The following is a 14,102-nucleotide window of genomic DNA, read 5'->3' as shown; positions in this document are numbered from 1 at the left end:
ATGGCAGGCAACACGGAGCCGTTGTCGCCGCGGGCCAAGCTGGCCGTGACGGCGGGCAAGGCCGCTGCGGCGGTGTCGCGGGCGGCCGGGCGTGGCAGCGGATCGGTGATCGGCGGCCGGGTGGCGCTCAAGCTCGACCCCGACCTGCTCGGGCGGCTGGCGCAGCACCTGGACGTGATCCTCGTGTCGGCGACGAACGGCAAGACGACCACCACACGGCTGATCGCCGAGGCGCTGCGGGCCGCGGGCCCGGTCGTCTCGAACGCGCTCGGGGCCAACATGCCCGCGGGCATCACCTCGGCCCTGGCCGGCGGCTCCGACGCGCAGTACGGCGTGATCGAGGTCGACGAGAAGTACCTCGCGGGGGTCGCCCGCGACACGACGCCCAAGGTGATCGCGCTGCTCAACCTCTCGCGCGACCAGCTGGACCGGGCCGCGGAAACGCGGATGCTGGCCGAGAAGTGGCGGGAGGGGCTGTCCGGCTCCAAGGCCGTGATCGTCGCCAACGCCGACGACCCGCTGATCGTCTGGGCGGCCTCCTCCTCGCCCAACGTGGTGTGGGTCGCGGCCGGCCAGGCGTGGAAGGACGACGCCTGGTCCTGCCCGTCCTGCGGCGGTGTCATGCAGCGCCCCGGCGACGACTGGTTCTGCGGCGAGTGCGGTTTCCGGCGCCCGCCGCCGAGCTGGGTCCTGCACGGGGACTACGTGCTCGACCCGCACGGCTCGGCCTGGCCGATCCACCTCCAGCTCCCCGGCCGCGCCAACAAGGCCAACGCGACGAGTTCGGCGGCCGTCGCCGCCGTCTTCGGGGTGCCGCCCCAGGTGGCCCTGGAGCGCATGTACCAGGTGCAGGCCGTCGCCGGCCGCTACGACGTGGTGAGCTTCCTCGGCCGTGAGCTGCGGCTCCTGCTGGCGAAGAACCCGGCGGGCTGGCTGGAGACGTTCTCCCTGATCGACCCGCCGCCCACTCCGGTGATCCTGTCGGTCAACGCGCGCGGCGCGGACGGCACGGACACCTCGTGGCTGTGGGACGTGGACTACACCCAGCTCGCGGGCCACCCGATCTTCGTGCTCGGCGACCGCAAGCTGGACCTCGCGGTCCGGCTCGAAGTGGCCGGACTCGACTTCCGGGTCTGCGAGAACCTCGACGAGGCCGTGCAGCAGGCACCGCCGGGACGCATCGAGGTCATCGCCAACTACACCGCCTTCCAGGATCTGCGCCGCCGTGTCGGCAACTGACCCCGGCCCCGGCCCCCTCCGGAGAGGACGAAGCATGAGCAACAACAGCCTGCGGCTGGTGTGGGTCTACCCGGACCTGCTGAGCACCTACGGCGACCAGGGCAATGCCCTGGTGGTGGAGCGCCGGGCCCGTCAGCGCGGTCTCGACGTCGCGCGCGTCGACGTACGCAGCGACCAGCCGGTGCCCACGTCCGGTGACATCTATCTGATCGGCGGCGGTGAGGACCGGCCGCAGCGGCTCGCGGCGGAGCGGCTGCGCCGTGACGGCGGGCTGAGCCGGGCCGCGTCCAACGGCGCGATCATCTTCTCGGTCTGCGCCGGCTACCAGATCCTCGGCCACGAGTTCGTCAACGACCTCGGTGAGCGCGAGCAGGGTCTCGGCCTCCTGGACGTGGTCTCGACCCGCGGCGAGGGCGCGCGGTGCGTCGGCGACGTGCTGGCGGACATCGACCCCCATCTCGGTCTTCCGCCGCTGACCGGCTTCGAGAACCACCAGGGCGTCACGCATCTCGGCCCCACCGCGCGCCCGTTCGCGCGGGTGCGGTTCGGCCGGGGCAACGGCACGGGCGACGGCACGGAGGGCGCGTACAACGACACCGTCTTCGGCACGTACATGCACGGTCCCGTGATGGCGCGGAACCCCCTCATCGCGGACCTGCTGCTGAAGCTGGCCCTCGATGTGAACGCGCTCCCGCCCACCGACGACCGGTGGTACGAGGCGCTGCGCGCGGAGCGCATCGCGGCCGCCACACAGCCCGCCTGACCAGGCCGTTTCGACGCGGTCCGATGAGGCCGATTCGGCTCAGTTGAGCGGAGTCCAGCAGGCGGACGCCCGGTTCGGTCCCGCCACCCTGCGCCGGTAGGGTGGCGGGGATCCAACCGGACGACGTGGTCCGGTCGTCGGCCCACGTTGCAAAGGTTTCCCGGGCAATGCGAATTGGTGTGCTCACCTCCGGCGGCGACTGCCCCGGCCTCAATGCGGTCATCCGGTCCGTCGTCCACCGCGCTGTGGTCGACCACGGCGACGAGGTCATCGGCTTCCACGACGGCTGGCGGGGCCTCCTGGAGTGCGACTACCGCAAGCTCGACCTGGACGCGGTCGGCGGCATCCTCGCCCGCGGCGGCACGATCCTCGGTTCCTCCCGGGTCCAGCCCGCACACCTGCGCGGCGGCATCGAGCAGGCCAGGGGCCATGTCGGGGATCTGGGTCTCGACGCGATCATTCCGATCGGCGGCGAGGGCACGCTCAAGGCGGCGAACCTGCTGTCCGAGGCGGGGCTGCCGATCGTGGGCGTGCCGAAGACCATCGACAACGACATCGCCTCCACCGACGTCACCTTCGGCTTCGACACCGCGGTCGGCGTCGCCACCGAGGCGCTCGACCGGCTGAAGACCACCGCCGAGTCGCACCAGCGCGTCATGATCGTCGAGGTCATGGGCCGGCACACCGGCTGGATCGCCCTGCACTCGGGCATGGCGGCCGGTGCGCACGCCATCGTCGTCCCCGAGCGCCCCTTCGACATCGACGAGCTGACGGAGCTGGTGGGCCGCCGCTTCTCGGCCGGCAAGAAGTTCGCGATCGTCGTGGTCGCCGAGGGCGCGAAGCCGCGCGAGGGCTCCATGGATTTCGAGTCGGGCGTCAAGGACGTCTACGGTCACGAGCGCTTCACGGGCGTGGCGACCCAGCTCTCCATCGAGCTGGAACAGCGCCTCGGCAAGGAGGCCCGCCCGGTGATCCTCGGCCATGTGCAGCGCGGCGGCACCCCGACCGCGTACGACAGGGTCCTCGCGACCCGCTTCGGCTGGCACGCGGTGGAGGCGGCGCACCGCGGCGAGTTCGGCATGATGACGGCGCTGCGCGGCACGGACATCACCATGGTGCCGCTCGCGCACGCCGTGGAGACGCTGAAGACGGTCCCGGCCGAGCGGTACTCCGAGGCGGAGTGCGTGCTCTGAGCGACACCACGACCCGAGACTGCCCCCGGCCGCATCCGCGGCCGGGGGCGGTTCTACTCTGGTCGGGACAACCAGCACGAAACAGGGACGTCCCGGCGTTCCCCTCGGGAGTGAACAGATGGATCACAGCGGGCACGGCATGAACATGGACCTGCCGCCGTTCACGCTGGGACGCGGGCTCCAGTTCTCCGCGGACCCGTTCTTCCTGACCGGCTGCGTCCTCGCCGTGCTGCTGTACGGGTACGGGGTGCTGCGGCTGCGCAGGCGCGGGGACGAGTGGCCGGTGGGCCGCACGGTCGTGTTCGTCGTCGGTGTGCTGACCATCGCCCTGGTGATGTGCACCCGGCTCAACGACTACGGCATGGTCATGTTCAGCGTGCACATGGTGCAGCACATGGTGATCAGCATGCTGTCGCCGATCCTGTTGCTGCTGGGGGCGCCCGTGACGCTCGCGCTGCGCGCGCTGCCGGTCGCGCGGCGTGGTTCGAAGGGGCCGCGCGAGCTGCTCCTGATGCTGCTGCACAGCCGGTACATGAAGGTCGTCACGCATCCCGCCTTCACGATCCCGCTGTTCATCGCCAGCCTGTACGCCTTGTACTTCACTCCGCTCTTCGACTATCTGATGGGCTCGACGACCGGGCACCTGGCGATGATGGTCCACTTCCTCGCGGTCGGCCTGTTCTTCTTCTGGCCGATCATGGGCGTGGACCCCGGGCCGCACCGCCCCGGTTATGTGATGCGGATGCTGGAGCTGTTCGCCGGGATGCCGTTCCACGCGTTCTTCGGGATCGCGCTGATGATGGCGTCCCAGCCGATGGTGGAGGTGTACGAGAACCCTCCGGTCTCGCTCGGCATCGACGCCCTGTCCGACCAGAGCGCGGCGGGCGGCATCGCCTGGGCGTTCAGCGAGATCCCCTCGGTGCTGGTACTGGTGGCCCTGGTGTTCCAGTGGTACCGCTCGGAGCAGCGGACGGCGAAGCGCTCGGACCGGGCCGCGGACCGGGACGGGGACCAGGAGCTGCTTGCGTACAACGCGTATCTCGCGTCGTTGCAGGCGCGCGGACAGTAGCGGCGGACCCCCCTTCCGGGTGACGATGGCCTTTACGGCCGCGCGGCCGACGAGGAGGGTGCGCGCATGTCCGGATCCACGAAGACGATGGGAATGCTCACCGCAGGCGCTCTGGTGGCGGTGACCGCCTACACGGTGGCCCTGGGGAGCAACGGCTGGCTCTGGTTCGGCTGGGTGCTGCTGGGGCTGATCACCATAGGGATGGCCGCGACCCGGGAGACCTGAGCCGGGGCAGCGGCTCCGACACCTCGTTTCGCTGCATGGCGTCCGGGCGGTGTGGGCGCCGACCACCCCGGCAAGGTTGATGGGCGGGTGTGCCGGTGGCCGGGTGCGCCGGTGGCCGGGCGCGCCGGCCGCCGGGTGTGGCCGGGTGCGCCGACTGCCCGCGACGGCGTCCGCGGTGGCCTCGCCTCGCCCCGTGCGACGTGACGCCGGGGTGAACGGGCGTATACGGCGGCCGGCCGGCGGGCTCATATCCGTCCGCCCCCGCTCCGCGCCCAAACCCCGGAGCGCCCGTTCGCGATCGGGCGGCCGAGGCTCGCGCAGCGCCTCGCCGGACTCCTCCAAGGACCTGCGCGGCAGCACCGGGCGTACACCTTCGCGCACGGCGGCAAGGGCTTCCGGACGCCGCGAACGGCTCGCTCGCACCTCGCATATCACGGCCGCCTTCCGTCACTCTTCGTCAGCATGCGCACACGGACGACCGCCCACTTCCCACGTGCGCGCGGCCCCCGGGTGCAGCGCTCGACCACGCTTATCACGTCGCTGCGCCGCCTCTTCACTCCAGGCCCGGGACAGCGGACCGCCTTGCGTCGGCGGCCTCACAGCGAAGGGCCGATTTCACCATCGGTCACCGCCCGTGTACTCCGACGCACCACGACGGCGGCCACCCGAGCACCCACGCACGGCCCGCACGCGTGCGATCGCGAATGCTTCGGGCAGGCTCAGGGTGCTCCTCCCGCAGGCGTCCGCGACCGCCGGCGCGAAGGGGCGGCGACGCGCTCTTCGGCGGGAGCCGGCCGCTGCTCGTCCGGGCGTCAACAATGCTGCGCGACGGGCCCGTTCGGCGCATGGCCGCGTTCACACACCCGTAAGCCAGTTGCGATTTGACTCTTGACAGGTGCCTGTCGCCACGCCACCTTGGGAGCGCTCCCACAATCAAGACTTGCACACTCCACCCCCTCCCTTCTCCCCCAACGCCGTTCGGCGGCAAGGGCGTTGCGGGGCGCAGCCGCGCTCCCCGTGACGTGCCACGCTGCCCGGCAGAGGAAGGCGTTCGTCATGAGCTTGGTGAAGCGCTGTAGGCCCCGTCGCCCCGGGGGACTCCCGGCCCTCCTGGTCGGCGCCCTCGCCCTTGCCAGCGGCCTGGCGGGCGGGCCGGCGTCAGCGGCCCCGCAGAGCACACTGCACGACCTCGCCGCCGCCCGGGGCAGGTATTTCGGTTCCGCCACCGACAACCCCGAGCTGTCCGACGCCGCCTATGCGGCGATCCTCGGCTCCGAGTTCGGGCAGATCACCCCGGGCAACTCCATGAAGTGGGACACCACCGAGCCCGTACGGGGCCGGTTCAACTTCGCCAAGGGCGACGTGATCACCGACTTCGCCCAGCAGCACGGCCAGACCGTGCGCGGCCACACCCTGGTCTGGCACAGCCAGCTGCCCGGCTGGGTCGACTCGCTGCCGGCCGCGCAGGTGGAGACGGCCATGACCGACCACATCACTGCGGAGGCCACCCACTTCCGCGGTGAGGTCGCCGCCTGGGACGTGGTGAACGAGCCGTTCAACGAGGACGGCACCTTCCGCACCAGCCCGTTCTACACGTCGATGGGCAGCGACTACATCGCCACCGCCCTGCGCGCGGCCCACGCCGCAGACCCGGACGCCAAGCTCTACATCAACGACTACAACATCGAGGGCAAGGGCGCGAAGAGCGACGCCATGTACAACCTGGTGAGCGAGCTGCTCGCCGAAGGCGTACCGCTCGACGGGGTCGGGATGCAGGCGCACCTGGCGATCCAGTACGGCTTCCCGTACCAGATGCGGGCGAACATGCAGCGGTTCGCCGATCTCGGCCTCGATGTGGCCGTCACTGAACTTGACGTGCGCATGCAACTTCCGGCCGATACCGCCAAGCTCGCCACCCAGTCCTCGTACTACGCACAGGCGGTCGACGCCTGCCTCGCCGTCGAGCGCTGCGTCGGCATCACCATCTGGGACTACACCGACAAGTACTCCTGGGTGTCGAGCACCTTCCCGGGCGAGGGCGCCGCCAACCTGTACGACGACAACCTGACCCCGAAGCCCGCCTACGACGCCGTGCGCGTCGCGCTGGGCGGCGAGGCGGACGGGGGCGACGACGGCTCCACCCCGGGCGCGCTGAAGGTGCAGTACCGCAGCAACGACACCTCGGCCGGTGACAACCAGATCAAGCCCGGCCTCCAACTCGTGAACACCGGCACCAGCGCGGTGAGCCTGCCTTCGGTGACCGTCCGCTACTGGTTCTCCGGCGACAACGGCGCCACTGCATACGGCAGTTGGTGCGACTGGTCGCCCCTCGGCTGCTCCACGGTCACCCACCGGGTGGTCACGGCGAGCACACCCAAGGCCGGGGCCGACCACTACCTCGAAGTGGGCTTCGCGAGCGGCACCCTGGCCCCGGGGGCGTCGACCGGCGAGATCCAGCTGCGCCTGAGCAAGACGGACTGGTCGAACTTCGACGAGTCGGACGACTACAGCCACGGCACCGGCACCTCGTACGCGGACGCCTCGAAGATCACCGTGTACGCCGCCGGCGACCTGATCTGGGGCATCGAGCCCTGACCCGGGGCCGCGCCCCCGGCCCCCTGTCTTCCCTCCCCGCGCCCCCGTCCCCACCGCATCACCTTCTCCCCTCCCCCCGACGACACCCGCCACTGGAGGATTTGTGTCGATATCACGGAGAACGTTCAGCAGCGCTCTGGGCGGCAGCGTGCTGGCCCTGGGCCTGGCGCAGGGCACCGCCGTCGCCGAGCCCGCCTCGGCGAAGGCCGGCAACGGCGCCCGGGCCACCGCCGCGGCCGACGACCCGTACACGCAGGCATTCCTCACCCAGTACGGCAAGATCAAGGCGGCGGCCAACGGCTACTTCAGCCCCGACGGTCTCCCGTACCACTCGGTCGAGACCCTGATGGTCGAGGCACCCGACCACGGCCACCAGACCACGTCCGAGGCCGTCAGCTTCTGGATGTGGCTGGAGGCGGCGTACGGCCGGGTGACGGGTGACTGGGCACCCTTCAACGCGGCCTGGGCGGTGGCGGAGAAGACCATCATCCCGCAGCACGCCGACCAGTCCACCAGCGATTCGTACAACCCCTCGGCGCCCGCGACCTACGCGCCGGAGCACCCGCTGCCCGATGGCTACCCCTCCGCCCTGGACGGCACGGTCCCGGTGGGCACCGACCCCCTTTCGTCCGAACTCGCTTCGTCCTACGGGACGATGGACGTCTACGGCATGCACTGGCTGATGGACCTGGACAACGTCTACGGCTACGGCAACAAGCCGGGCACCGGCGGCGAGTCCGGGCCGGGCGCCGGCGCCTCCTTCCTCAACACCTACCAGCGCGGTGCGCAGGAGTCGGTGTGGGAGACCGTCCCGCAGCCGACCACCGACCTCTTCGAGTACGGCGGCCCCAACGGGTATCTCGACCTGTTCGTCGGGGACTCCAGCTACGCCAAGCAGTGGAAGTACACCAACGCGCCGGACGCCGACGCCCGCGCGGTGCAGGCTGCCTACTGGGCGTACCGCTGGGCCTCGGAGCAGGGCAAGGAGAGCCAGGTCGCGGCCTCGGTGGCGAAGGCCGCCAAGATGGGCGACTACCTGCGGTACGCCATGTTCGACAAGTACTTCAAGCGGATCGGCGGCTGCACCGACCCGAACTCCTGCCCCGCCGCATCGGGCCGGGACTCCCAGCACTACCTGCTGTCCTGGTACTACGCCTGGGGCGGGGCCGCGGCGGGCAGCGGTGGCGGCTGGGCGTGGCGCATCGGTGACGGTGCCTCGCACCAGGGCTACCAGAACCCACTGGCCGCGTGGGCGCTGTCCAACGTGCCCTCGCTCACCCCGAAGTCCGCGACCGCCAAGTCGGACTGGTCCAAGAGCCTGACCCGGCAGCTGGAGTTCCTGACCTGGCTCCAGTCCAGCGAGGGCGCACTCGCGGGCGGCTGCACCAACAGCTGGGAGGGCAGCTACAGTCAGCCGCCGGCCGGGACGCCGACCTTCTACGGAATGGCGTACGACTGGCAGCCGGTCTACCACGACCCGGCGAGCAACAACTGGTTCGGCTTCCAGGCATGGGGCATGGAGCGGGTCGCCGCGTACTACTACGTCACCGGCAACGCGACCGCCGAGGCGGTGCTGTCCAAGTGGGTCGCCTGGGCGTCGAGCGAGACGACGGTGGGCGCCGACGGCAGCTTCCGCTTCCCCTCCACCCTGAACTGGACGGGCCGGCCGGACACCTGGAACGCGGCCTCGCCCGGTGACAACGCCGGTCTGCACGTCTCGGTCGTGGACTACGCCAACGACGTCGGTGTGGGAGCCGCGTACGTCAAGACGCTCACCTACTACGCCGCCAAGTCGGGTGACGAGGACGCGGCGGCGCTGGCGAAGGCGCTGCTGGACGCGATGGCGCTGAACACCACGGACAAGGGCATCTCGGTGCCCGAGACCCGCAAGGACTACAACCGGTTCGACGACGAGGTGTACATCCCGTCCGGCTGGTCGGGCACCATGCCCAACGGCGACCCGATCCGGCCCGGTTCGACCTTCATCGGCATCCGCAGCTGGTACAAGGACGACCCGGACTGGCCGAAGGTGCAGGCGTACCTCGACGGCGGTGACGCCCCCACGTTCACCTACCACCGGTTCTGGGCGCAGGCCGCGCTCGCGCTCGCCTTCGCGATCTACGCGGAGCTGCTGGTGGAGGGCGGCGGCGGTGAGCCGGGCGGCGACACCGAGCCCCCGACCTCCCCTGCGGGCCTCACGGTGACCGCGACCACCAAGGACAGCGTCTCGCTCTCCTGGTCGGCCTCCACCGACAACGTCGCGGTGACCGGGTACGACGTGTACCGCAACGGTGTGCTGGCGGGCAACGCGACCGGGCGGACGTTCACCGACACCGGGCTCGCCGCGGGCACCGAGTACACCTACGCGGTCGCGGCGCGGGACGCCGGCGGCAACACCTCGGCGCTGTCGGACGCGGTCCTCGCCACCACGAAGACGGGCGGCTCGACGGGGACCGGCGCGGTGAAGGTCCAGTACAAGAACGCCGACTCCGCCACCGGCGACAACCAGATCCGGCTGGGCCTGCAAGTGGTGAACACCGGCAGCGCGCCGATCGACCTGACGACGGTGAAGGTGCGGTACTGGTTCACCGCCGACGGCGGCCCGAGCACGTTCGGCACTTACTGCGACTACGCCGCGCTCGGCTCGTCCAACATCACGCACACGGTGGTCGCCGTCCCCAGTCCGAAGACCGGCGCCGACCGCTACCTGGAAGTCGGCTTCACCGGCGGGGCGGGCACCCTGGCCGCCGGCGCGTCCACGGGCGAGCTCCAACTGCGCCTGAACAAGAGCGACTGGTCCAACTTCGACGAGAGCGACGACTACAGCCGGGCCGGCAACACCGCGTACGCGGACTCCACCAAGGTGGGCGCCTACGTCGCCGGAACCCTGGCCTGGGGAGTCGAGCCCTGACCGGCTGACCCACCGCCGGCCACCCCACCACTCCCGATGGCGGGTCAATCACTCACCCCGCTGTGCCCGCCATCGGGCAGCACCCCCATGAACCCGTCTGCGGGGAGTTTCCGCAGACGTACGAGAGGAGCACGGAGCCGCAATGAGTACCAGAGGCACCATCATGCACGGGCTACGCAAGAGGCTGGCAGCAGTCTCCGCCCTGGCCATGGGCGCGGCCCTGGCGGTGGCCATTCCCACCACCGCCGACGCGGCGGCCCGGGTCGACAACCCCTACGTGGGCGCCAAGGCATACGTGAACCCCGACTGGTCCGCCAAGGCGGCCGCCGAACCGGGCGGCGCCGCCATCGCCGACACGCCGGCCTTCGTCTGGATGGACCGCATCGCGGCCATCGACGGGACGCCCGGGGCGATGAGCCTGCGCGAGCACCTGGACACCGCCCTCGACCAGGGCGCCAACCTCTTCCAGGTCGTCATCTACGACCTGCCGGGGCGCGACTGCGCCGCGCTGGCGTCCAACGGTGAGCTCGGCCCCACGGAGCTCGACCGGTACAAGAACGAGTACATCGACCCGATCTCCGAGATCCTCGCCGACCCGGCGTACGCCGGCCTGCGCATCGTCACCATCATCGAGCCCGACTCGCTGCCCAACATCGTCACCAACGCGGGCGGCACGGCCGGTTCGACCGACGCCTGCGCGACGATGAAGGCGAACGGCAACTACGAGAAGGGTGTCGGCTACGCCCTGCACACCCTCGGTGCCATTCCCAACGTCTACAACTACGTCGACGCCGCCCACCACGGCTGGCTGGGCTGGGACACCAACATGGGCCCGGCCGCGACCGAGTTCAAGAAGGCGGCCACCTCCGAGGGCGCCACGGTGAACGACGTCACCGGATTTATCGTGAACACGGCCAACTACTCGGCCCTCAAGGAGCCGAACTTCAAGATCACCGACTCGGTGAACGGCACCACAGTGCGCCAGTCCAAGTGGGTCGACTGGAACTACTACGCCGATGAGCTGTCGTTCGCCCAGGCGCTGCGCACCATGCTGGTGAGCGAGGGCTTCAACTCCAACATCGGCATGCTGATCGACACGGCCCGCAACGGCTGGGGCGGCTCCGAACGGCCGACCTCCGCGGGCCCGCTGACCAGCGTGGACGCCTATGTGAACGGCGGCCGGGTCGACCGGCGCATCCACGCCGGCAACTGGTGCAACCAGAGCGGTGCCGGCATCGGTGAGCGGCCCACCACCGCCCCCGAGGCCGGGATCGACGCCTACGTGTGGGCCAAGCCCCCGGGGGAGTCGGACGGCAGCAGCCAGGCCGAGGACAACGACGAGGGCAAGGGCTTCGACCGGATGTGCGACCCCACGTACACCGGTAACGGCCGCAACGGCAACAGCATGACCGGCGCGCTGCCGAACTCCCCGGTCGCGGGTCACTGGTTCTCCGCGCAGTTCCAGGAGCTGGTGCGCAACGCCTACCCGCCGCTCGGCAACAACGGTGGCGGCGACGACGGCGGAAACAACGGCGGCAACGACGACACCCAGGCGCCGACCGCGCCGGCCGGCCTGACGGCGACGGCGAAGACCAGCAGCAGCGTCTCGCTGTCCTGGTCCGCGTCGAGCGACAACACCGGTGTGACCGGCTACGACGTGTACCGCAACGGCACCAAGGTGGGCTCGACCGCCACCACCTCGTACACGGACACGGGTCTGTCGGCCTCGACCGCCTACAGCTACACCGTCAAGGCGAAGGACGCGGCCGGTAACGTCTCGGCGGCCTCCTCGGCCCTCTCGGCCACCACCTCAGCGGGTGGCGGTACCGGAACGGGAGCCCTGAAGGTCCAGTACAAGAACAACGACTCCTCCGCGACCGACAACCAGATCCGGATGGGTCTCCAGCTGGTCAACACCGGCAGCACCGCCGTGGACCTGTCCACGGTGAAGCTGCGCTACTGGTTCACCCCGGAGGCCGGTTCCTCCACCTTCGGCACCGCGTGCGACTACGCGGTCATCGGCTGCGGCAACCTGTCGCTCGCCGTGAAGTCGGGCGGTTCGCAGGCCGGTGCCAGCCACTACCTGGAGGTCTCCTTCGGCAGCGGCAGCCTCGCGGCCGGCGCCTCCACCGGTGAGATGCAGCTGCGGCTGAACAAGAGCGACTGGTCCAACTTCAACGAGGCGGACGACTACAGCCGCTCGACCGCCACCAGCTTCACCGACGCGACGAAGGTCGGCGTGTACGTGGCCGGAGCGCTCTCCTGGGGCACCGCGCCCTGAACACCTGCCGGATGATCCGGTGACCTCGTCCGGCCCCGCCACCCACGTGGCGGGGCCGGACCTCGTTGCGCACAAGTGATCGACCGGTTTTTGTTATGGTCCCCGCCGGGCCGCATCTCCCAGGTGTGCGTGAAGCCGGAACAGGACTCGGGAAGAGTGAGCACAGCATGGGCAAGGACCGCGAGAGGGCGTTGATCAAGGCGGCGCAGGCCGGGGACGCCGGCGCCAAGGACCAACTCGTCGCGTCCTATCTGCCGCTGCTGTACAACATCGTCGGGCGTGCGCTGAACGGCCACGCGGACGTGGACGACGTCGTGCAGGAGACCGTCCTGCGCATGCTGCGTGCGCTGCCCGGCCTGCGGACGCCGGAACGGTTCCGCTCGTGGCTGGTGGCCATCGCGATGAACGAGATACGCGGGCACTGGCGGGAGCGGCAGACGGCGCCGATACCCGCCGAGCCGCTGGGCACCGGCCCCGATGCCGCCGACCCCGGCGCCGACTTCGTCGACGTGACGATATTGCGGCTCGGTCTGTCCGGACAGCGCCGGCAGGTCGCCGAGGCTACGCGCTGGGTGGACGAGGACGACCGGGCACTGCTCTCGTTGTGGTGGCTGGAGGCGGCCGGGGAACTGTCCCGGGCCGAGGTGGCGGCGGCGCTGAACCTCTCCCCCGAGCACACCGCCGTGCGGGTGCAGCGGATGAAGGCGCAGCTGGACACCGCGCGGGTGGTGGTGGGCGCGCTGGCCGCGCAGCCCCGGTGTGTGCTGCTGGAGGACATGCTCGCCGGGTGGGACGGGGCGCCCTCTGCGCTGTGGCGCAAACGCATCGCGCGGCACGCTCGCGGTTGCACGGTCTGCTCGGGGTTCGGCTCGGGCCTCGTTCCGGCCGAAGGGCTGCTGGTCGGGCTGGCGCTGGTGCCGCTCGCGGTGGCGGGCGCCGGCCACACGGCGCGGCCGGCCGAGGTGGCGTCCGCCGCGCCGCTGTCGGGGCCGGGCCGGGCCCAGCTGCGACGCGACCAGACGCGGCGGCGGCGGCGCAACGCGGTGGTGGCCTCGGTGATCGCGGTGGCCGCTCTGGGCACCGGGGGCGCGGCCGTCCATCTGACGACGGGCGACAGCGACGAGGCGACGCGCGTGGCCTCCGCCCCTTCGGCCGACGCCCCCGCCACGACGGCCTCGTCCGACCCGTCGCCCTCCCTCTCGCCGTCGGCCTCCGCCTCGTCGTCGCCCAGCAGGAGCGCGAGCCCCACCGCCACCAAGACGAAGGCGAAGCCGAAGCCGAAGAAGACGGCCACCGCGAGCGGACGCCCCTCGGCGGTCCCGTCCTCGCACACCGCCCGGCCGGCCCCGGCCCCGCCCGCACCGAGCCCGGCCTCGGACTCGCAGCAGGTCCTGGCACTGGTCAACAGCGAACGCGCCAAGGAAGGCTGTGCGCCGGTGAGCGCCAACGCGCAGCTGACGACCGCCGCGCAGCGGCATTCCGAGGACATGGCCGCGCACGACTACTTCTCGCACACCTCGCAGGACGGCTCGGGCCCCGGCGACCGGATCACCGCCACCGGCTACCGGTGGAGCACGTACGGCGAGAACATCGCCAAGGGACAGCGCACGCCCGCCGACGTGATGAACTCCTGGATGAACAGCCCCGGCCACCGCGCGAACATCCTCAACTGCGCGTTCAAGGAGCTGGGTGTGGGCATACAGGACAACTCCGGCGGCATCGTCTGGACCCAGGACTTCGGCACGGGGCTGTAGGGGCTGCGGCTTCCGGGCATGAGCGCGGGGTACACGTCTCATCGGGCTACGATCGGCCGTCGCGAGGCGGCC

General features: G+C 70.8%; 9 protein-coding genes. All 9 read left to right on the top strand.

Going from position 1 to position 14,102, the window contains the following annotated elements; all coding sequences use genetic code 11:
* The 9 genes from E6R18_RS17430 to E6R18_RS17395 all read left to right on the top strand — a co-directional run bounded on the left by E6R18_RS17430 (position 1) and on the right by E6R18_RS17395 (position 14,030).
* A complete protein-coding gene (locus tag E6R18_RS17430) occupies positions 1–1,239 on the top strand; it encodes a MurT ligase domain-containing protein (RefSeq protein WP_136205529.1) in 1,239 nt (412 codons plus the stop codon).
* A gap of 34 nt (positions 1,240–1,273) precedes the next feature.
* Positions 1,274–2,002: a glutamine amidotransferase gene (locus E6R18_RS17425; protein WP_136317809.1), complete on the top strand. Its 729-nt coding sequence runs from the start codon at positions 1,274–1,276 to the stop codon at positions 2,000–2,002.
* Between the two features lie 167 nt (positions 2,003–2,169).
* A complete protein-coding gene (locus tag E6R18_RS17420) occupies positions 2,170–3,195 on the top strand; it encodes a 6-phosphofructokinase (protein WP_136317808.1) in 1,026 nt (341 codons plus the stop codon).
* 118 nt (positions 3,196–3,313) lie between these two features.
* Positions 3,314–4,264, top strand: a complete 951-nt coding sequence (locus E6R18_RS17415; protein ID WP_136317807.1) for a cytochrome c oxidase assembly protein — start codon at positions 3,314–3,316, stop codon at positions 4,262–4,264.
* A 66-nt stretch (positions 4,265–4,330) separates the two neighbouring features.
* Positions 4,331–4,489, top strand: coding sequence for a hypothetical protein (locus E6R18_RS34080; protein WP_018522815.1), 159 nt, complete (start codon positions 4,331–4,333; stop codon positions 4,487–4,489).
* A gap of 1,056 nt (positions 4,490–5,545) precedes the next feature.
* Positions 5,546–7,084: an endo-1,4-beta-xylanase gene (locus E6R18_RS17410; protein WP_240799767.1), complete on the top strand. Its 1,539-nt coding sequence runs from the start codon at positions 5,546–5,548 to the stop codon at positions 7,082–7,084.
* Between the two features lie 148 nt (positions 7,085–7,232).
* A complete protein-coding gene (locus E6R18_RS17405) occupies positions 7,233–9,995 on the top strand; it encodes a glycoside hydrolase family 48 protein (protein WP_136317851.1) in 2,763 nt (920 codons plus the stop codon).
* A gap of 208 nt (positions 9,996–10,203) precedes the next feature.
* Positions 10,204–12,276, top strand: coding sequence for a glycoside hydrolase family 6 protein (locus E6R18_RS17400; protein ID WP_136317850.1), 2,073 nt, complete (start codon positions 10,204–10,206; stop codon positions 12,274–12,276).
* 167 nt (positions 12,277–12,443) lie between these two features.
* Complete coding sequence (locus E6R18_RS17395; protein WP_136317806.1) at positions 12,444–14,030, top strand: sigma-70 family RNA polymerase sigma factor; 1,587 nt, start codon at positions 12,444–12,446, stop codon at positions 14,028–14,030.
* Positions 14,031–14,102: the final 72 nt, after the last annotated feature.

Origin of the sequence: Streptomyces sp. A1277 (assembly GCF_004795015.1) — a bacterium.
Taxonomy (GTDB): Bacteria; Actinomycetota; Actinomycetes; order Streptomycetales; family Streptomycetaceae; genus Streptomyces.
The sequence above is the reverse complement of the archived record's forward strand: the minus strand, read 5'-3'. Positions and strand labels throughout refer to the sequence as shown.